Below are 17,593 nucleotides of genomic sequence, written 5' to 3' on the forward strand. Positions count from 1 at the left end.
GGGCTCGCCCCCAGACCCCCCAGCATATTTGTTGAACAAAGATGGGGGCGCTGACCCGCAGAGAGGCGTGGATCAGCGCTGCAGCGCCGGCGTCTTGCCAACCATTTCGGAGCCTTCCGCAGCAGTCACAAGGAAGTCCGCAACATCTGCACGGCTGATCAGACCGTTGCGCCACTCCGCCTTTTCGGTCAGCACCTTGTACGCACCGCTTTTTCGATTGTCGCTGAGGATGCCCGGGCGCGCGATCGTCCAGTCCAAATCGCTTTCGCGGATCAATTGCTCCTGCACATCCTTGTCCGCATAGGCCCGCCCTAGGAACGCCTTCTGTGTCAGTCTCTCCGGCGTGGAGAGTTTTTCTGCCGAGTCGCCCGCGCCGAACCCGGTGACGGTCAGCAGCCGTTTGATCCTGGCTTTCCCCATCTGCGAGATCAGCAGGCGCGTGGCATCCGAGAACAGGGTTGTCTTCTTCAGTACCCTTGCATCGCGCGGCACCCCGAGCGTCAGGATCACCGCGTCACACCCATCAATTGCGTTGAACACATCCACGTCGTTGGTGGCGTCCCCTTCCATCCACTCAAAGCCCTCGGCCTCAAGATCCATCGCGCTGCGCGACATGGCGCGGACTTGATGGCCGCGCTCCAGCGCTTCGTCGACCGCTTTGCGGCCAATGCCGCGGCTTGCTCCGATAATGGCGAGTTTCATGGGCGATACCTCCTGCCTTCATAGATAGGGAGGGATCGCCCGAGGGCCAAATCAAGCGGCGGCCTGAAACGACAAATGTCCGGTTTTCACGTAGATCAGGCAGCCTTCATCTGACCATGGCGTATGCCGCGACATATGCGGCGAACGGATCCAACTGCCCGCCGGATAATCGCCATGCTCGTCCTGAAACGTTCCCTCGATCACAAAGATTTCTTCGCCGCCCCAATGGGCGTGCTGCGAGAACCTTGTGCCGGGTGCCCATCGCACCAGCGCGACGTTTTCACCTTCGACCGAATGCAGGGGAAGCACGGTGAGGCCAGGCGCGGACCCCGGCAGAAACTCCGCCGATCTGGTGTCGACGGAAAATTGCGCCGTATCGGCTTCATCGAACTGGCACAGCTTCACAAGGATCGTTGCGCCCTCGGGTCCAATATGGGGGGTATGGGAGGTGCCGATCGGGTTCCGCACATATGTGCCTGCGGGATAGTCGGCATGTTCATCCGAGAAGACGCCATCCAGCACCAGAAACTCCTCCCCGCCGCCGTGAGAATGTGCGTCGAAACTCGAATTCGGGGCGAACCGCACGATTGTGGTTGCTCGCGCGACCTCATCCCCGATCCGGTCAAGCATCATGCGCTCCACACCGCTGGCGGGCGACGAAACCCAATCGTAGTCTTGGGGCCGGATGACAACCCGTTCGTTGAAATCAGCATTCAGTCGCATGGACAGACCCTTCGCGCCAATAATCCTTCGTCACAAATAGACATATCGCGATGCTGGCACCAGATTGGCACGGACCAATGCGCAACTTCCGGGCAATGCGCACGAAAAGACCCGCCGGAAGACCGGCGGGCTGAAGTTGGCCCGCGCCACAGCCTGATAAAGCGCGCGGGCGGCAAGGTTCGGGATCGGGGGTCTTGGGAACCCCCGAAAACCTTATCCGGCCATTTCGGCCCGAATTTGCTGGCGAAGCACGTCGATGGAGACGCTTTTCCCGTCGCGTTTGAAGGCCCAATACGTCCAGCCATTGCAGGAAGGCGCACCCTCAAGCTCGGCGCCAACCTTGTGGATCGAGCCTTTCACATCATCGGCGATCAGGGTCCCATCCGCCCGCACTTTGGCCTGTTGGCCGCGTGGGTTGGTCAGCATCTCGCCGGGGCGCAACATGCCGCGTTCAACCAACTGGCCGAACGGCACGCGCGGCTCGGCCCGCTTGCCTTGGGTGACTTCCAGCGCGGATTTATCGAACTTGCGCACTTTCGACAGGCGCTTTTCGGCAACCTTGCGGTATGCCTCTTCCCGTTCGATGCCGATGAAATCACGTCCGAGCATCTTGGCCACAGCCCCGGTCGTGCCGGTCCCAAAGAACGGGTCGAGCACCACATCGCCCGGCTTCGTCGCACCAACCAGCACGCGATGCAGCAGGGCTTCCGGCTTCTGCGTCGGATGCGCCTTGTCGCCGTTCTCATCCTTCAGACGCTCACCGCCATTGCAGATCGGCAGCACCCAGTCCGAGCGCATCTGGATGCCCTCATTCAGCTCTTTCAGCGCCTCGTAGTTGAAGGTGTATTTCGCGCCTTCTTCCTTGGAGGCCCAGATCATCGTCTCATGCGCATTGGTGAACCGCTTGCCCCGGAAGTTCGGCATCGGGTTCGACTTGCGCCAAACGACGTCGTTGAGGATCCAGAAGCCCTGGGTCTGCAACTCGGCGCCCACTCGGAAGATATTGTGGTAGCTGCCGATCACCCAAATCGCACCATCGGGTTTCAGCAGGCGGCGCGCGGCAGAGAGCCACTCGCGGGTGAACTGATCATAGACCTTGAAGCTGTCGAACTGGTCCCACGCATCATCGACGGCGTCGACCTTGGTGTTGTTCGGGCGATGAAGGTCGCCCTTCAGCTGAAGGTTGTAGGGCGGATCGGCGAAGATCAGGTCGACCGATGCCTCGGGCAGCGACTGCATGATCTCGATGCAATCGCCCGCAAGAATGGTGTTGCGCGGCAGCGGTTTGGCTGCCTCCGGCTTTGTCTTTGTTGTCATTTTCTGCCTCTGGTGGGCGCCTCTTTTGGGCGCTGTGTGTCCACTGAACGCAGAATCGCCGATCTTCTTGAATCGGTCAATTTTGTTTCGAATCAGCCGTTTACGATTTTATCCACACAATATCTTGTGGATGGGGGCAAAGCTGCGCCGGTGATGTTGGGTGACCCCTAGATCGTGTAGCCCGGCGCTGTGTTTTGCCGTGCCATAGCCCATGTTCGTCTCCCAACCGTAACCCGGATGCATCACCGCAAGCTCCTTCATCAAGGCGTCGCGCCGCACTTTCGCCACAATCGAGGCCGCCGCGATGGAAACGGACCGCCCATCCCCTTCACCACGCACGTCGCCGCGCATGGCAGGTCCGGCGGCACGGCATTTCCGTCGATCAGCGCGTGGGTCGGGGTGTGTGCCAATCCGCCCAAAGCACGGCGCATGGCCAGAAACGTTGCCTGCCGAATGTTGAGCGTGTCGATCTCTTCGACACTGGCCCATCCCAGAGACACGTCTGCGACGGCCTCAATCTGAAGGGCGAGGGCATCGCGACGCGCCTCCGACAGTTTCTTGGAATCGTTCAGCCCTTTGGGAATCTGCGCCGGGTCTAAAATGACCGCGCATGCCGTCACTGGTCCGGCCCATGGTACCCCGGCCCACTTCATCCACTCCTGCGACAAGCCCGCCAAGCGACGCTTCCAATGAAAAATCAGGTCCCATACCCGCGATGTGGGCCAAAGAAAGAGGCGACGCAACCGGATTGGTCACGTCGCCTCGCTGCTCGGGTCGGCTACTGCCGCGCAGCTCGCCCGGCGATCTCAAGCCGCCGGACTGCGCCTCTCAATGGGGTTATCCGTGCGACCAGCCATGGTTCGCCAGGCATCGCGCGCCGTAGATCTGACGCTGGCCGCGCTGCGTCTGAACCGTGCGCAGGCAATTGGATGGCAGCCGATGCGCCTGCTGCGCGAAGTTCTGCATGCAGCGGCGCAGGTAGCCGCTGTAGTTGCCATAGTAACCATTGCCCTGAATAAAGCAGCGGGACGGCGCGACGCGATTGTATTGGGGTTGCGGTTGCGGCGGCTGGATCACCGGGGGTTTTGGCGATTTCCGTTATTCCGATTGGCCTGGCTCAGCCCATAAAGCAGCAGCAGACCACCAAAGATGGCCGCGGCCTCGGCGCCCTGGTTGTTGCGATGTCCATTTGCGCTGGCGGGCGTTGCGGTTGCGGTGATGCCGGTTGCGGCCAGAGTGACGGCCAAAACACCAGCGGTCAGAGTCTTGGAGAAGGTGCGAAACATGTCTTGGGTCCCTTGTTTCGGTTTCGAGGAGGGGTTCAGGTCTTGGGTTGGGGCGCACTCATTCGGCGCTTGTGGAACAACCCTCCCCCTCCTCGCTTCGCCATGCAATTACGGCGCCGCGCTATCGGATAACGGGGGGCGCATTAGTCGATGGCGATGGGACCCAGCACCATCGGACGCATCTCGAAGACGTAGCAATCACCGAGGGGGCGTTCGTCATTGGCGTAGTAATCATCCCACGCCAGACACCGGTTGGTGACGACCCAACCATCCGGGACAGGCATTGGAATCAATCCGACATATCCAGGTCCGGGATGGGCCACCTGATAGGGAGCTGTTTCCAAGCCCCATGTATGGGGGCGCGTGGAAGACAATCGCATCAAGGCCATATCCCGGGCGGATCGGTCGCCTTGCTCGAATACCCAATCGGGTACCTCGGCTGTCTCCAGTGTCTGCGGATGATGGTTTGGGTACGGCAAACTTCCCAGCAAATCGTTTGGCCCATGGACCAAGATCCGATCAGTGGCACCGATTTGCTCTGGTACAATCGGTGCAGGTCCACCGTGAAAGGGTTGGATCATGGCGCCGAAGTCGTAGCGCTCCAGGAACGTTTGCAAATTTTGATCAAGGTCATCGGCATGAGCCGGGAGGCACAAGGCCGTCACAATCGAAGCCACAAGGGCGGAGAAGGATTTGGTCATCGAAATCGCCTATCTGTAATCGCCAACGGGCCGAAATGCCCAAGCATATGAAAAGGTGTTGTACCCGGCGGAAATTGCCGTTGGCGCGACCCTCCCAAACCCAGGCATGCAAGGCAAAAACGCACCCCTGCTATCCGATAACAGCCCCGTGAACGGGTCCCCGTCATTGAATGACAGGCCACACCTGCACCCATCTTCATTCGTGAAGCTGCCCCCTTTCAGCAAACAAACGAGCCATCACAATGAAACGATTCTTTAAACCCCTCCTCGCTGCCGCCGCTCTTGCGGTTCTGGCAGGCCCCCTCCACGCCGCATGTTTTGCGGACTATCGCGCAAGGATGGATAACCCCTTGCGTCTGCATTACGGTGTGATCGAAGTGCCCCAAAGCGCATGTTCGGTCGGCGCCGCCTCATCCGTCGTCTCCGGTCGCATTGCGTCACAAGGCTGGACGTTGGTGCAGGTGATTTCGGTGTTTGACGATTCCGGACTCGCCTCAAGGAGGGCGGATGCCGGACAATACTACCTCAGTTTCTGACCCGAAACTGTCGGTCGCGGATACGCGGATTGCATCCACGCGTGTCGTTCAACTGGGTGTCTTGGCGGTGGTCGCGGTCCTCGTGGTCTCCGCCATTTTGCTGTTTGTGAACCTGCCGGACGCCGAAGCCTTCAACAACGCCGTTGTCACAGTCTTTGAAGTCAACGACGTGCGCGACCCAGACGCGACGCGCGTGCTTGAGATCATGGCCCAGACCGGCACCACCTTTTCCAAGGTTCTGGCCAGCTACCGCGCAGTGATCTTCGTGTTGCTCGTCTTTGCCACCGCCCTTCTGGTTGCCTGCCTCGTGTTTCTTGTCACCATCGTCACCCTCAACCGCCGCATCGGCGAGATCGAGCGTCAGGGTATCCAGGTCTCCTCGCTGATCCTGTCTCGTGAGGAACGGGTGGTTCTGATCAATAACCTCGAATTCAAGCTGACAGACGCGGCGATGGAAACCCTCTCCGTTTTGGCAGAGGCGCGCCTGGACGACGACGTGCTCAGCGGCGCGCAGATTGAGGCGATGGTCTCCGGCAAGTCTGAAACGGATGTGGACGAAGCCGCAGGTGCGACGCGCATCAAGCGTCTGCGCGATACGCTCGGCAACCAGATGGTGTCCGAGCTTCTGGTCAAGAACATCGCCCGGCGCGGCTATATCCTCGCCATCGACAAAGACGTCATCAAGATGGTCTGACCCATGGCGGGTGCACCCTATCCGGGGCTTGCGCCGGACCTTTGGGATCTGGTCGCTGAGATGGCCGCAGATCCCGACCCCGTTCCCGAAGAGGAACGCTCAGTTGAAACGTTGCGTGCCGCCGTCGCCCGGATGGAGGCCGCCCTGCCCCCGCTCCCCTCTACGATTGCGACCCGCGACTGGCGCATTCCCTGCGATGGGCGCAACGTCCCAGTCCGCAGTTACACGGCGCCAAACCCACGAAACGGGTCGATGCTATATATGCATGGCGGAGGGTGGATGCTCGGCTCCATCAATGGCCATGATCACGTCTGCGCCGATATGGCGCTCGAGACTGGTCTAACCATTGTAAGTCTCGACTACGCCCTTGCCCCGGAACACCCGTACCCCGCGGCGCTCCTTGAATGCCTTGGCGCGATTGCCCAATTGCGCGGCATGGGCCCGTTTTGGCTTGGCGGCGATAGCGCGGGCGCAAATCTGGCCCTTGGATGCGCGCTCGACCTTGCACGATCAGGGCGCGCCGCAAGCTGACGGGTTGTTTCTCGTCTATCCGGCAACGGATCCATCGTGCGCGGCACCGTCCCACACACGCCATGCACAAGCGCCCTACCTGACCAGCAAGGTGATGCGCCGGTGCTGGCAAGAGTATTTGGGCGACGCGAAGGATGCGTCCTATGCGGATATTTCCAAATGCGATCTATACGGACTGCCGCAATCGGTGATCCTGACTGCCGAGCTTGATCCCCTGGTGGAAGAAGGCGATGCCCTCGCCAAAGCCCTCTCGCATCACGCACCGGTCTGGCACGAACAGGCCAAAGGCCTGATCCATGGCTTCTTACGCTTTCGCGCCACCTCACCCTCGTCCGACGCCGCCTTCCGCCAGCGCCGCGCGCGCCCTTGCCAACCGCCTGGCCTGAAAATGCGAAACGGGCCGCCCGAAAGGACGACCCGCTCCATCTTTGTTCTTCAAATATGCCGGGGGAGGCGTAGCCGGGGGCAGAGCCCCCTCCTCACCAGCCCGATGGGCACTGGCCTCAGCAGTAAGGCGCGCCGCGGCCCCAGCCTGCAGCGTCGGTGATCGAGCCGTTGTCGGCATCGGTTGCACCGGTGGCCACGCCACCGCTACCACGCGGGCAGGAACCGGCGTCGGTCCAGGTGCCATTGTCGATGTCAGCCGCTGCTGCTGCCGTCGGGATCGTCGCAACTGCACCGGCTGCGCCACCGGCTGCCACGAGGCCAAGGAAGCCGCGGCGACCCTTCGGGCGATCCGTCGAGATTTCTGCGTCGGTCAGGGTCTTCTGTTTATTATCGCTGGACATGAGCCGAGGCTCCTTTCGTGATGTCTTGCTAATTACTGCGCGGCACATTGTCCGAAGACGCGCATTCGGTCAATGACGGGATTCCCTGCATCGAGTCGAAGATTGAACATGGTCGCCGACCGTGGTCTGACTGTCACAAATCACACTGCAAGCCATGAACGAGCCAGAATAAATGAGCCAGCCAATCTCCTTCGACTGGGCCATCGCGCCTGAAACCCCAGACACCTTCTTTTCCGAGTATTTTGAGAAGAAGCCCATGCTCATCAAACGCGGGCAGCCCGGCTATTTCGCCGACCTGCTGAGCTATGCCGAGATCGACCGCGTCGTCTCGACGATGGGCCTCAATCATCCTGAGATCAACGTCACCAAGTCGGACGGCAATATCACACCTGCCGATTTCGCCTACGAAACCGGCCAAATCGACCCGGTGCGCGTGAACCAGCTTTTCGCCGATGGCGCGACCGTCATCCTGTCTGGCCTGCACGAACGCCTGCCGCAACTCGCCCGCTATTGCCGTGCGATGGAGACAGGTGATGTCGGCCCGCGTTCAAACGAACATCTACATGACCCCTCCGGGCAATCAGGGCTTCAACCCGCATTACGACAGCCACGATGTGCTGGTCCTGCAAATCGCAGGCTCCAAGGAATGGCGCATCTACGGCACGCCGGTCGAACTGCCGCTGAACGATCAGGGCTTTGAGCGCGGCATGGACGTCGGGGAAGAGGTTCAGCGCTTTGTGCTGGAACCCGGCGATACGCTCTACGTGCCGCGCGGTGTGGCGCACGATGCCGTCGCCACGGATGAAACCTCTCTTCATATCACCACCGGCCTGATGTTCCGCACCTGGGCCGATGTGCTGGCCGAGGCCGTGATCGCAAAGGCCCATCGCGAACCCGCGATGCGCCGCGCGCTTTCGCCCGGGTTTGCAAACCATGGCGCAGATCTGGGTGCCTATGACGACACCTTCAAAGAGCTCATGGACCTTGTCGCCGATGCGCCGGCGGGCAAACTTCTGGCCGGTTTCCGCGAGGATTTTCTGACCGGCCGCGTGCCTCGGGTTGAAGGGCAAATGGCACAACTGGCCGCGCTCGACACCCTCACCGTCGACAGCCGCGTCGGTGGCCGCCCGCATCTGGTCTACGCCCTCCACATGGAGACTGAGGACGAGCAGGTGCGCCTGTCCTGCCAGGGCGCCGAGATCGTCATGCCCGACTTCGCAGCTTCCGCGATGGAGTTCTGCCTGACCACACCCGAATTCCGCCTCGGCGATATGGGCGGCGAGTTGGATGATGCCGGCAAGCTGGTCCTGGCGAAACGGCTGGTGCGCGAAGGGTTGATGCAGGTTCTCTGACCGCGCCGCAGCACCCGCGGCGGGTGCACCTCCAAAAGATGCATATTTTTGGAACAAAGATGGGGAGGGGCGTCAGAAAAACGCCCACCCCGCGCCGGCGGCAAACAGGGTCAGGCCCGCGGCGGGTAAGGGATCACCAATTGCCCGGGCAGCTCCCCGAATGGCAGTCGACCACTTCCAGCAACATACCCGGATGCGCGTCAGGGAAGGTATTTGCCGGGCAAGCACCCTCATCCAGGATGTAGGTCCCGCCCGCAACGCGGAAGAAAAACAGACCATAGTCAACCGGCACCGCTGATCCACACCACGCCGAAATGCAGCCAACCGCGATGGTGACGGGCAACACGCGCGGGCTGTCGAAATCCGCACCCGTGAAAAGTTCACCATCGAATTGGGCGGGCTGGGTAAAGCCGATCATCTGGTTGGGATCGCCCCCCTGCATCGTCGGCCCGTGGGGCGGGTCGCTTGGCCCGGTGAAGCTGAGCCGCCCCACACCAATCACGTAATCCGCGGGGCTATCGGCAGCATTCAAATAGGCGCCCGCAACCGTCGGATAGGCGCAGGACAAGGCCAGGGCAGGCGTTGCCGAAAAGGTGGCCAAAGCCGCCGCAGAAAGGATCCGTCCAAACATCAAAACGCCTCCCGCTCCGCTGGTGCCGGTCAATTGCACTGGCCAAGATAGCATTGAATGACAGCGTCCATATCTGCACGGGTCGGGTCAAGATGAACCATCCCGCCGCATCCGCCAGCGACATATTCAAGCCTGCCATCGACCCGTTCGAAAAAGAAAAGCCCTTCGCGGTCCACGGGATGGGTGCCGCAGCCCCCGCCATAGCACCAGCCGAACACCTCGACATCGGCGCTCCAGCCCGGCGCAAAAGCCTCTCCGATCAGGACCTCCCCCTCGAACCGGGTCATCTGACGGTAGCTGCCCTGATCATCAATGGTCTGGCGCGGCCCGGTATTCGCCAGCCGCCCAATCGCAATTATGAAGTCGGACTCGGACTCGGCGGCAAAGGTGTAGTTCGACGCGATGCTGGATTCACCAACACAACTCAGCGCCCAGGTTGGAGCCGGCACAAACAAAGCCAAGCCAACGGCAAACATCCGCATCATAGGCCAAATTCCTCAAAAACCACCGCATAGATATCACGTTTGAAGGGAACAATCGCCCTCAGGATCTCTGGCGCAGACATCCAGCGCCATGCGCTGAATTCGATATCCTTATGGGTCAGGTCGATCACACTATCGGGCGCCTCCAACCGGAACTGCGCCCACATCTGTTTTTGTCCACGGAACCGTCCATTCCAACGGTTCGGGATCACGTCCAGCGGCAGGTCGTAGTAGAGCCAATCCGCCGTTTCGCGCAGCGAATGTCACATGGCCGCGCCCAACGCCGGTCTCTTCTTCCAACTCACGATATGCGGCCTCCAGCGGTGTCTCGCCATCATCCACGCCGCCTTGCGGCATCTGCCAGGCGGGCGTTTCCATATCTGCCCGCTGTCCCGCAAAATAAGCCCCTGCGCATTGGTCAGAACGACCCCCACGCAAGGGCGATACGGTAGCTTTGCGGCCTCCTCCGGGGTCAATTCGGCCCCAGAGCGTTCAGGCCGGTCAGAATGTCGATGGCATAGGCCAGCTGATAATCGTCATTCCGGAGTGTCGCCGCAGCTTCCGCTGCTGCACGCTCTTCTTCCAGCAGGTTCAATTCGTCCTCGGTCAGCGAGGAGTTCTCGATTGCCCCGCGCAGACCGGCTTCGCTGCGGTCCGGGCGATCTTCGTCCTCGTCCACCTCGACCGGATCACGCTGCTCGACGATGATATCAGGCGCCACGCCAAGGGCCTGAATCGAGCGGCCCGACGGCGTGTAGTAAAGCGATGTGGTCAACCGCATCGCGCCATCTCCTGCCAGCGGCATCACTGACTGGACCGAGCCTTTGCCGAAGCTTTGCGTGCCCACAACCACCGCGCGGCGGTGATCCTGCAGCGCACCCGCCACGATTTCCGAGGCCGAGGCCGAGCCACCGTTGATCAGCACCACCATCGGCAAGCCGTTGATCATGTCGCCCGGCGTCGCGTTATAGCGTTCACCATCCTGTGGCTCGCGCCCGCGGGTGGAGACGATCTCACCCTGCTCCAGGAACGCATCCGACACGCGGATCGCCTGGCTTAGCAAACCGCCGGGATTGTTGCGCAGATCCAGAACAACGCCGTTCATGTTTTCCAGGCCGCCGACCTCTTCGATCAGCCCCTCCAACCCATCGCGCAGGTTCGGGAAGGTCTGGTCGCTGAAGGTCGAAACGCGCAGCACGGCAGTATTGCCTTCAAGCCGCGCACGCACGGCCGTCAACTGAATGCGATCCCGGGTGATGGTGATGTCGAACGGCTCGTCCGCACCCTCACGCACCACCGTAATGATGATGTCACTGCCCACCGGCCCGCGCATCAGATCAACCGCTTCTTCCAGGGTCAGACCCAAAAGCGCTTCGCTGTCGACATGCGTGATGTAATCACCCGCCTCGACACCGGCCTCCATGGCTGGCGTGCCGTCCATCGGCGTGATGACGCGCACAAAACCGTCTTCCTGCGTTACTTCAATGCCAAGCCCACCGAATTCACCGCGGGTTTGCACCTGCATATCCTCAAAGTCGCTGGCCGAGATGTAGCTCGAATGCGGATCGAGCGAGATCAGCATGCCGTTGATTGCCGCCTCAATCAGCTCGGCCTCATCGACCTCCTCCACGTAGTTCTCGCGGATGCGCTCGAAGATGTCGCCGAACAGGTCCAAGCTGCTCGTAGACCGAGGTGTTGTTGGCCGCTTCCTGCGCCAGCAGCGGTCCGGCAATCTGGGTGCTGACCAGCACACCACCTGCAATTCCGCCTACGGCGGCCATCATCAGCTTCTTCATCGCGCGTCGTCCTTCCTCAACATCTGTCACAGCCGGAGCCTCAGTTTGCGGCGAACCAGTCCAGCGGATTCACCGGGCTCCCGCCCTGTCTCAGTTCCATATAAAGCGTTTCCGTCAGCCCGGCGCCACCGCCTTGCGCGTCGGAAACGATCAAATCCGTCTCATCCTCACCGGTCTGACCCGGCATTAAGCCCAATGGCGCGCCTCCGGGCACCAATTCACCTGCGGTCACGAACAAATCACCCGCACCCGCCAGAATTAGAAGATAATCCGCGTCGGGCTCGAGAATAATGACATTTCCGTAATCCAGCAGCGGCCCGGCATAGCGGATCGAGGCTGGCCAAGGTGCCGTCAGCAACGCGCGCGGCTCCACGGCGTATAAAACCCCGGGCCGGGCGATGCCTGCAGCATCCGCCTCATCGAAGCGACGCAACAAGGCGCCAAGCACGGGGAATGGCAATTCCCCCGCGCGCTTTCGAAATCCGGCAGATCAGCCGTGGTCTCTGCCGTGCTTTCGCCAAGCAGCGACGCGAAACTCGACAGGCTGTCGATGCTACCCGCCAATTGCGCCATGGCTGCGCCGTCCAGATCGAACCGTTCGGGCAGATCCACCCGGTCGGCAATCGCCTGGCTCAGCGCAGTGCGCGCCTCCTGCACGCCTTGCACGGCGCGCTCCAATTCAGCAATTGCGCCGTCCTGCAAGGCCCGCAACACGGCCAACTCCTCCAACTGCTCCCGAAGGGCGACGGCCTCGCGGGCCACGGCAGGTGTCAGGTCAGCGACGATCATGCCAAGCCGTGCGGTGCCAAGCGGGCCTTCCGGATGCAGCAGCGTCGCAGGCGCAGGGCCTCCTCGATCCGTTGCAGCACGCCGAGCAATTGCGCGAGATCGTTCGCGCTCCGCCTCGAACACCAGAACGATGGTCTGCTCGCGCAGGGCGGCTTCGCGGATACCGGCGCGCAATGCATCCAATCCGTGCTCATAGGCGCGCACCGTCTCCGTCAGGGCCTCGACCCGGTCACGTGCACCGTCAGCTTCCCGAAGCGCACTGGCCGCATCCTCCAACATCCGCGTGGCTTCCCGCGCCGTCATCGACGGGTCCGTCTGCGCCCCAACCGGCGCAGCGGCAAGGAGGCCAGCAAGGCCAAGAAGGGCTGCGCGCAACATCATCCGATCAGGCTTTCCCCGGTCATCTCCGCAGGCGGCTCAAGACCCATCAGCTGCAACAGCGATGGCGCCAGATCAGCCAGCCGCCCGTCCCGCAAGGACGCGCCTTTGGGCCCACCAAACATTACCACAGGAACCAAATTCGTCGTATGGGCCGTGTGCGGCCCGCCTGTCTCCGGATCCACCATCGTTTCGCAATTACCGTGATCGGCGCAGACGATCATGGCACCCCCAACTTCTTCCAGCGCCGCAACCGCTTGCCCGAGGCCTTCATCCACAGCCTCACAGGCCGCAATCGCCGCCTGCAAATCGCCCGTATGCCCGACCATGTCCGGGTTGGCGTAGTTCACCACAATCAGATCGTAGCCCGCGCGGATCGCGCCCACGAACTGCGCCGTCACCTCGCCCGCGCTCATCTCAGGCTGCAGGTCGTACGTCGCCACATCGGGGGATTTCGGCATCGACCGATCCTCACCCTCCTCCGGCACTTCGACCCCGCCGTTCAGGAAGAACGTCACGTGCGGATACTTCTCGGTCTCCGCCAGCCGGAACTGCCGCAATCCCTTCTTCGCGACCCATTCGCCCAGAGTGTTCACGATCTCCTGCTTCGGGAACACGGTCGTCATGTATTCGTCATGCGCCTTGGAATAGTCGACCATCCCCAGCCGCGCCGCCAGCTCGGGCCGACCGAACACATCAAACGCATCGAAATCCGGATCGCCAATCGCCGCGAGGATCTCCCGCGCCCGGTCCGCCCGGTAGTTCAGCATGAAGATGCCATCGCCATCCTGCATTCCAGCATAGTCACCGATCACACTCGGCGGGATGAACTCGTCGGTCTTGTCTGCGTCATAGGCCGCGCGCACCGCGTCTAGTGGGTCGCCGAAAGCGTCACCCCCGCCCAGAACCATCGCGCCGTAGGCCTTTTGCACTCGGTCCCACCGATTGTCGCGGTCCATTGCGAAGTAGCGTCCCAGAACCGTGCCAATCCGCGCGCCATCCGGCAGCCGCGCCATCAGCCCTTCCACAAAATCCGCAGCACTTTTCGGCGCCACATCACGCCCATCTGTGATCGCATGGATCACCACCGGCACGCCCGCACCCGCGATCACCTTCACCGCCGTCTCCAGATGCGTCAGTTGCGAATGCACGCCACCATCGCTGACCAGCCCCATCAGATGTGCCGTGCCGCCGCTCTGCTTCAGCGTCTCGATGAACTCCACCAGCGCAGGGCGCGCAGGCAAACGATCCCCTCCGCAATCGCATCGTTGATCTCAACGAGGTCCATCTTCACGACCCGACCAGCCCCGATATTCGTGTGTCCGACCTCGGAATTGCCCATCTGGCCGTCTGGCAGGCCCACATCGCGCCCATGGGTCAGCAGCGTGGCATTCGGGCACGTGTCCATCAACCGATCCATCGTCGGGGTCCGCGCCAGCAACGGCGCGTTGTCAGCCTCGGTCTGACCAATCCCCCACCCGTCCAGGATACACAAAACCACCGGTTTCGGCGTGTCTGCCATGCTGCCTTAGCCTTTTCTTACTGCTTCGTTTCGATGGCTATCAGCCTTTGAGACAAGAGACAAAGTCTTGCCCCAATTTTCGCCCGCTTTCCGACGCCGCGGCCCGCTTCATGGGCCAACACGCCTCAGCAACGATATGGAAAGGCCGGCTTCACATGTGTACGATCTGCGCCGCATTCCGCCCGCAAGACAAGGAATGCACCTACGCCGAACTTCTGGCTGATGACATAGCCCTTGGCGTGGCGCCGCTGCCTTTCACTGCCATTCCGTCCGGATATGACGGCCCTTTCCTTTTCTCGCAAAACGATGGCTCAGGCGTCGAGAAGGCCAATATTGATGCCGCCAATGGCCCGGCGACGGCCTATTTCATGGGCACCAACGATACGTTTGACGGCACCATTTCCTTTGCGGGCGACCGCGACTGGGTCGCCATCGACCTGACCGCGGGCCAACACTACTCCTTCTCGGTCACGGGGCGCACCGGCGATCCGCTGGACGACAGCTTTCTTCGCCTGCGCGATGACGAGGGCACGGTGATCGCAATCAACGATGATGGCGGGACCGACTACAATGCCTTGCTGAACTTCCAGGCGCAGGAGACCGGGACCTATTTCATCGATGTGGGTGCGTTCATCAGCTCTTCCAGCAACAGCGAATGGATGACCGGCGGTTATCGGTTGACCACCGATGTCCTGAACCCGTCCAAATCCATCGTCAGCCATGACACGCTCGCCAATTATCTGACCGACGGCTTCTGGCAGGATCGTGGCGGTGTTGGCCATTCCTTCAACACCGGTTCCAGCAAAATCATCACGGTGGACATCGACGCGCTGAATGCCGCCGGGCAAAAACTTGCCCTCTGGGCGCTGCAAAGCTTCGAGATGGTGATCGACGTGACGTTCGACGTTGTCTCCTCAGGCGCGGACATCACGTTCGATGATGAACAAACCGGCGCCTATGCGACCTACAACTCCGCCTGGAACAACCCGACCGTCACCACCTCGGCCTTCATCAACATTCACAAAAGCTGGATCGCGACGGGTCAGGACGACATCAACGATTACGGTTTCCAGACCTATATCCATGAAATCGGGCACGCCCTCGGCCTTGGCCACCAAGGCAATTATAACGGCTCGGCCAGCTATGGCCTGAACAATGTCGGTGCCAGCAACACCAACACCTTCCTTAACGACAGCTGGCTGGCCTCGGTCATGTCCTACTTTGACCAGAACGAGAATCCGTTCACCGGCTCCACCAACGCCGCCGTTATCTCGCCCATGCTTGTCGATATCATCGCGTTGGAAAACCTCTACGGAGCCGCTGATACCGCAAGCAGCCCAACGGCCGGCAACACGATCTTCGGCGCGGGCCACACCTTGGGCAACGCCTTTGCCGGGTCTGACCTCAACACCAACGGCAGCTACCTTGCCGCCCTGTTCGACTATCTGGAGACCGGGACAAATCCCGGCGGCATGTTCGACAATTCGGCCATCGCCTTTACGATCACCGATGTCGGTGGAACCGACCTGATCGATTTTTCCTTCGACACATCCGACCAGTTTGTCTCGCTAGAGGCCGAGACCCTCTCAACCATCCTCAACCCCTACGGCGCGGGCCACAATGATAACATGTGGATCGCACGGGGCACGGTGATCGAGAATTATACCGCTGGCACCGGAAACGACTCTGTTGATGGCAATGGCGTCGCAAACCAGATCATAGGCAATGACGGGGCCGACACCCTGAACGGCGCCGCCGGAAATGACACGCTGATGGGCGGCGAAGGCGGTGATTTTCTGGATGGTGGCGCTGACCGTGACCTGCTCAACGGCAATGCGGGCAACGATACGCTCGAAGGGGGGCCGGGGCCGACACCCTTGTCGGTGGCACGGGTGCAGACGTGCTTCTGGGCGGGCTCAGCACCGACATCCTGATCGGCGAAGACGGCAATGACAGCATGGATGGCGGGGCCGAGGATGATACCTACTACGTCACTACCGGCGACGTCGTGACCGACTCTGGTGCCAATGGCTATGACCTTGCGCAGATCGTGGTCGCCACCGGCCAGAACCTGCAAATGTCCGGCTGGTCCGGTGTGGAACGGGTCGAAGGCTTCACCGGAAATGATACGATCAATGCCACCGGCCAACAGGATCAAATCCTCATCTGGGGCCATAACGGCAACGACGTGATCACCGGCGGCAATGGCAATGACATCCTGTTGGGGGGCACCGGAAATGACATTCTGTCCGGGGGGCTGGCAACGACACGATCCTCGGCGAAGCTGGCAACGACACCATGTCAGGCGGGGCCGGGCTCGACGTCTTCTACATCGACGGCGGCGGTGACAGTATCTCCGACGGCGGATCGGGCTATGACGTGGCCACCGTCAACAACGCATCGGGCGTCTCGCTTTCCATCGGCGGTTGGGCCTCGGTCGAGCGGGTCGAAGGGTTCACCGGAAACGACACGATCGACGCGACCGGGGCCAATGACACGCGGCTGATTTGGGGCGGGGCCGGGAACGATCAGATCACCGGCGGCGCGGGCGACGACATCCTCCTTGGTGGCACCGGAAACGACATCTTGAGCGGCGGCGCAGGCGCTGACACCCTGCAAGGTGGAACCGGCAACGACACCTTCAACGGCGGCGATGGCCACGACCAGTTCTTCATCGGCGAAAGCGGCGATGTCGTGGCTGACGGGGGCGACGGATATGACACCGCAATCCTGAATACCGCGGGCGGAGTGAACATCGCCGTTGGCGCGTGGTCGGGTGTTGAGCGGATCGAAGGGTTCATCGGCAACGATACAATTGATGCCACCGGGGCTGGCGCAGGCTTTGTCATCACCGGCGGAGCCGGGGATGACCGGATCATCGGCGGCAACGGCAATGACACCGTCTATGCCGACGGCGATGATGATGACGTTTTCGGCGGCGCGGGCGACGATGCCCTGATCGGTGACGCGGGTAATGACACGCTTCAGGGCGGGCAGGGAAAGGACTTCCTCCTTGGCGGGGCGGGCGCGGACGAGTTCAAGTTCGACGACGGTTGGGGCGAAGACGTGATCGCCGATTTCGCGCAAGGCAGCGACGTTATGAACCTGTCTGAGGTCAGCGGCACGGCGTCGATCAATGACCTTTCAATCACCTCCGACAGCTCCCACACCTACATCAACCTCGTGTCCGGCGGTGGAGACCTAATAACTTTGGCCAACTTTAACGGAGTTTTGACCGAATCCGATTTTAACTTCGTCTGAAGGTCGCGGGGGGAACCCGCGCAGCACGCATGGGTGCCGGGGGCCGTTAGGCTCCTCAACCCTCCAGACGAAGGACATTCGAGCATGCAGACGTTGGTCGCCCT

At 61.3% G+C, this 17,593-nt stretch carries 18 protein-coding genes and 5 pseudogenes; 8 read left to right on the plus strand and 15 right to left on the minus strand.

Annotation, left to right across the window (positions count from 1 at the left end):
* Positions 1-72 precede the first annotated feature (72 nt).
* The 7 genes and pseudogenes from ACZ1HK_RS12345 to ACZ1HK_RS12375 form a co-directional block, all read right to left on the minus strand.
* A complete protein-coding gene (locus ACZ1HK_RS12345; RefSeq protein WP_472628955.1) occupies positions 73-702 on the minus strand; it encodes an NAD(P)-dependent oxidoreductase in 630 nt (209 codons plus the stop codon).
* A 51-nt stretch (positions 703-753) separates the two neighbouring features.
* Positions 754-1,425: a cupin domain-containing protein gene (locus ACZ1HK_RS12350; RefSeq protein WP_472628956.1), complete on the minus strand. Its 672-nt coding sequence runs from the start codon at positions 1,423-1,425 to the stop codon at positions 754-756.
* 213 nt (positions 1,426-1,638) lie between these two features.
* Entirely contained in the window at positions 1,639-2,742 is a 1,104-nt protein-coding gene (locus ACZ1HK_RS12355) for a DNA methyltransferase (RefSeq protein WP_472628957.1), read from the minus strand.
* A gap of 108 nt (positions 2,743-2,850) precedes the next feature.
* Positions 2,851-3,450, minus strand: a pseudogene (locus ACZ1HK_RS12360) (ribonuclease HII).
* A gap of 129 nt (positions 3,451-3,579) precedes the next feature.
* Entirely contained in the window at positions 3,580-3,819 is a 240-nt protein-coding gene (locus ACZ1HK_RS12365) for a hypothetical protein (protein WP_472628958.1), read from the minus strand.
* Positions 3,816-4,028: a hypothetical protein gene (locus tag ACZ1HK_RS12370; RefSeq protein WP_472628959.1), complete on the minus strand. Its 213-nt coding sequence runs from the start codon at positions 4,026-4,028 to the stop codon at positions 3,816-3,818. Before ACZ1HK_RS12370 ends, ACZ1HK_RS12365 begins: the two co-directional genes overlap by 4 nt.
* Before the next feature lie 143 nt (positions 4,029-4,171).
* The gene (locus tag ACZ1HK_RS12375) at positions 4,172-4,729 is read right to left on the minus strand and encodes a hypothetical protein (protein WP_472628960.1); all 558 of its coding nucleotides are present in this window, start codon (positions 4,727-4,729) and stop codon (positions 4,172-4,174) included.
* A 242-nt stretch (positions 4,730-4,971) separates the two neighbouring features.
* Here ACZ1HK_RS12375 and ACZ1HK_RS12380 point away from each other — a divergent pair, with 242 nt between their 5' ends.
* Genes ACZ1HK_RS12380 through ACZ1HK_RS12395 form a run of 4 tightly spaced genes read left to right on the plus strand, consistent with a single transcriptional unit; the run spans position 4,972 to position 7,037 of the window.
* Positions 4,972-5,265: a hypothetical protein gene (locus tag ACZ1HK_RS12380; RefSeq protein ID WP_472628961.1), complete on the plus strand. Its 294-nt coding sequence runs from the start codon at positions 4,972-4,974 to the stop codon at positions 5,263-5,265.
* Entirely contained in the window at positions 5,237-5,959 is a 723-nt protein-coding gene (locus ACZ1HK_RS12385) for a winged helix-turn-helix domain-containing protein (protein WP_368476775.1), read from the plus strand. The genes ACZ1HK_RS12380 and ACZ1HK_RS12385 overlap by 29 nt, the downstream gene beginning before the upstream one ends.
* A 3-nt stretch (positions 5,960-5,962) precedes the next feature.
* Positions 5,963-6,490 (plus strand): alpha/beta hydrolase, encoded by a 528-nt coding sequence (locus ACZ1HK_RS12390; RefSeq protein WP_472628962.1) that lies wholly within the window; start codon positions 5,963-5,965, stop codon positions 6,488-6,490.
* A gap of 4 nt (positions 6,491-6,494) precedes the next feature.
* Entirely contained in the window at positions 6,495-7,037 is a 543-nt protein-coding gene (locus ACZ1HK_RS12395) for an alpha/beta hydrolase fold domain-containing protein (protein ID WP_472630829.1), read from the plus strand.
* Here ACZ1HK_RS12395 and ACZ1HK_RS12400 read toward each other — a convergent pair.
* Positions 6,994-7,278 carry a hypothetical protein gene (locus tag ACZ1HK_RS12400; RefSeq protein ID WP_472628963.1) on the minus strand — a complete coding sequence of 95 codons (285 nt, stop codon included), beginning with the start codon at positions 7,276-7,278 and terminating at the stop codon, positions 6,994-6,996. The two genes, ACZ1HK_RS12395 and ACZ1HK_RS12400, sit on opposite strands and share 44 nt — an antisense overlap.
* Before the next feature lie 563 nt (positions 7,279-7,841).
* Between ACZ1HK_RS12400 and ACZ1HK_RS12405 the strand changes: the two genes are divergently transcribed.
* Complete coding sequence (locus ACZ1HK_RS12405) at positions 7,842-8,630, plus strand: cupin domain-containing protein (RefSeq protein ID WP_472628964.1); 789 nt, start codon at positions 7,842-7,844, stop codon at positions 8,628-8,630.
* A 133-nt stretch (positions 8,631-8,763) separates the two neighbouring features.
* Here the strand turns inward: ACZ1HK_RS12405 and ACZ1HK_RS12410 are convergent, their stop codons facing one another.
* The 7 genes and pseudogenes from ACZ1HK_RS12410 to gpmI form a co-directional block, all read right to left on the minus strand.
* The gene (locus tag ACZ1HK_RS12410; protein WP_472628965.1) at positions 8,764-9,261 is read right to left on the minus strand and encodes a hypothetical protein; all 498 of its coding nucleotides are present in this window, start codon (positions 9,259-9,261) and stop codon (positions 8,764-8,766) included.
* Positions 9,262-9,290: 29 nt separating this feature from the next.
* Complete coding sequence (locus ACZ1HK_RS12415) at positions 9,291-9,746, minus strand: hypothetical protein (protein ID WP_472628966.1); 456 nt, start codon at positions 9,744-9,746, stop codon at positions 9,291-9,293.
* A pseudogene (locus ACZ1HK_RS12420) lies at positions 9,743-10,219 on the minus strand (RNA pyrophosphohydrolase). The gene ACZ1HK_RS12415 and the pseudogene ACZ1HK_RS12420 overlap by 4 nt, the downstream one beginning before the upstream one ends.
* Positions 10,216-11,539 (minus strand): annotated as a pseudogene (locus tag ACZ1HK_RS12425) (S41 family peptidase). Before ACZ1HK_RS12425 ends, ACZ1HK_RS12420 begins: the two co-directional pseudogenes overlap by 4 nt.
* A 40-nt stretch (positions 11,540-11,579) precedes the next feature.
* Positions 11,580-11,897, minus strand: coding sequence for a murein hydrolase activator EnvC family protein (locus ACZ1HK_RS12430; protein WP_472628967.1), 318 nt, complete (start codon positions 11,895-11,897; stop codon positions 11,580-11,582).
* Positions 11,891-12,709, minus strand: a complete 819-nt coding sequence (locus ACZ1HK_RS12435) for a murein hydrolase activator EnvC family protein (RefSeq protein WP_472628968.1) — start codon at positions 12,707-12,709, stop codon at positions 11,891-11,893. Before ACZ1HK_RS12435 ends, ACZ1HK_RS12430 begins: the two co-directional genes overlap by 7 nt.
* Positions 12,706-14,228, minus strand: a pseudogene (gpmI, locus tag ACZ1HK_RS12440) (2,3-bisphosphoglycerate-independent phosphoglycerate mutase). Before gpmI ends, ACZ1HK_RS12435 begins: the two are co-directional and overlap by 4 nt.
* Positions 14,229-14,383: 155 nt before the next feature.
* On the opposite strand from gpmI, the gene ACZ1HK_RS12445 reads away from it, so the two are divergent.
* The 3 genes and pseudogenes from ACZ1HK_RS12445 to ACZ1HK_RS12455 all read left to right on the plus strand — a co-directional run bounded on the left by ACZ1HK_RS12445 (position 14,384) and on the right by ACZ1HK_RS12455 (position 17,489).
* The gene (locus ACZ1HK_RS12445) at positions 14,384-16,162 is read left to right on the plus strand and encodes a pre-peptidase C-terminal domain-containing protein (protein WP_472628969.1); all 1,779 of its coding nucleotides are present in this window, start codon (positions 14,384-14,386) and stop codon (positions 16,160-16,162) included.
* Positions 16,129-16,473: pseudogene (locus ACZ1HK_RS12450) on the plus strand (calcium-binding protein); the annotation flags it as partial. The gene ACZ1HK_RS12445 and the pseudogene ACZ1HK_RS12450, both read left to right, overlap by 34 nt.
* Before the next feature lie 134 nt (positions 16,474-16,607).
* The gene (locus ACZ1HK_RS12455; protein ID WP_472630830.1) at positions 16,608-17,489 is read left to right on the plus strand and encodes a calcium-binding protein; all 882 of its coding nucleotides are present in this window, start codon (positions 16,608-16,610) and stop codon (positions 17,487-17,489) included.
* Positions 17,490-17,593 lie beyond the last annotated feature (104 nt).

The organism is Gymnodinialimonas sp. JB5-7, from assembly GCF_055693405.1.

Coding starts and splice junctions, on each gene's coding strand:
- ACZ1HK_RS12345 (WP_472628955.1), bottom strand. CDS start 702: ATGAAACTCGCCATTATCGGAGCAAGCCGCGGCATTGGCCGCAAAGCG.
- ACZ1HK_RS12350 (WP_472628956.1), bottom strand. CDS start 1,425: ATGCGACTGAATGCTGATTTCAACGAACGGGTTGTCATCCGGCCCCAA.
- ACZ1HK_RS12355 (WP_472628957.1), bottom strand. CDS start 2,742: ATGACAACAAAGACAAAGCCGGAGGCAGCCAAACCGCTGCCGCGCAAC.
- ACZ1HK_RS12370 (WP_472628959.1), bottom strand. CDS start 4,028: ATGTTTCGCACCTTCTCCAAGACTCTGACCGCTGGTGTTTTGGCCGTC.
- ACZ1HK_RS12375 (WP_472628960.1), bottom strand. CDS start 4,729: ATGACCAAATCCTTCTCCGCCCTTGTGGCTTCGATTGTGACGGCCTTG.
- ACZ1HK_RS12380 (WP_472628961.1), top strand. CDS start 4,972: ATGAAACGATTCTTTAAACCCCTCCTCGCTGCCGCCGCTCTTGCGGTT.
- ACZ1HK_RS12385 (WP_368476775.1), top strand. CDS start 5,237: ATGCCGGACAATACTACCTCAGTTTCTGACCCGAAACTGTCGGTCGCG.
- ACZ1HK_RS12390 (WP_472628962.1), top strand. CDS start 5,963: ATGGCGGGTGCACCCTATCCGGGGCTTGCGCCGGACCTTTGGGATCTG.
- ACZ1HK_RS12400 (WP_472628963.1), bottom strand. CDS start 7,278: ATGTCCAGCGATAATAAACAGAAGACCCTGACCGACGCAGAAATCTCG.
- ACZ1HK_RS12405 (WP_472628964.1), top strand. CDS start 7,842: ATGACCCCTCCGGGCAATCAGGGCTTCAACCCGCATTACGACAGCCAC.
- ACZ1HK_RS12410 (WP_472628965.1), bottom strand. CDS start 9,261: ATGTTTGGACGGATCCTTTCTGCGGCGGCTTTGGCCACCTTTTCGGCA.
- ACZ1HK_RS12415 (WP_472628966.1), bottom strand. CDS start 9,746: ATGATGCGGATGTTTGCCGTTGGCTTGGCTTTGTTTGTGCCGGCTCCA.
- ACZ1HK_RS12435 (WP_472628968.1), bottom strand. CDS start 12,709: ATGATGTTGCGCGCAGCCCTTCTTGGCCTTGCTGGCCTCCTTGCCGCT.
- ACZ1HK_RS12445 (WP_472628969.1), top strand. CDS start 14,384: ATGTGTACGATCTGCGCCGCATTCCGCCCGCAAGACAAGGAATGCACC.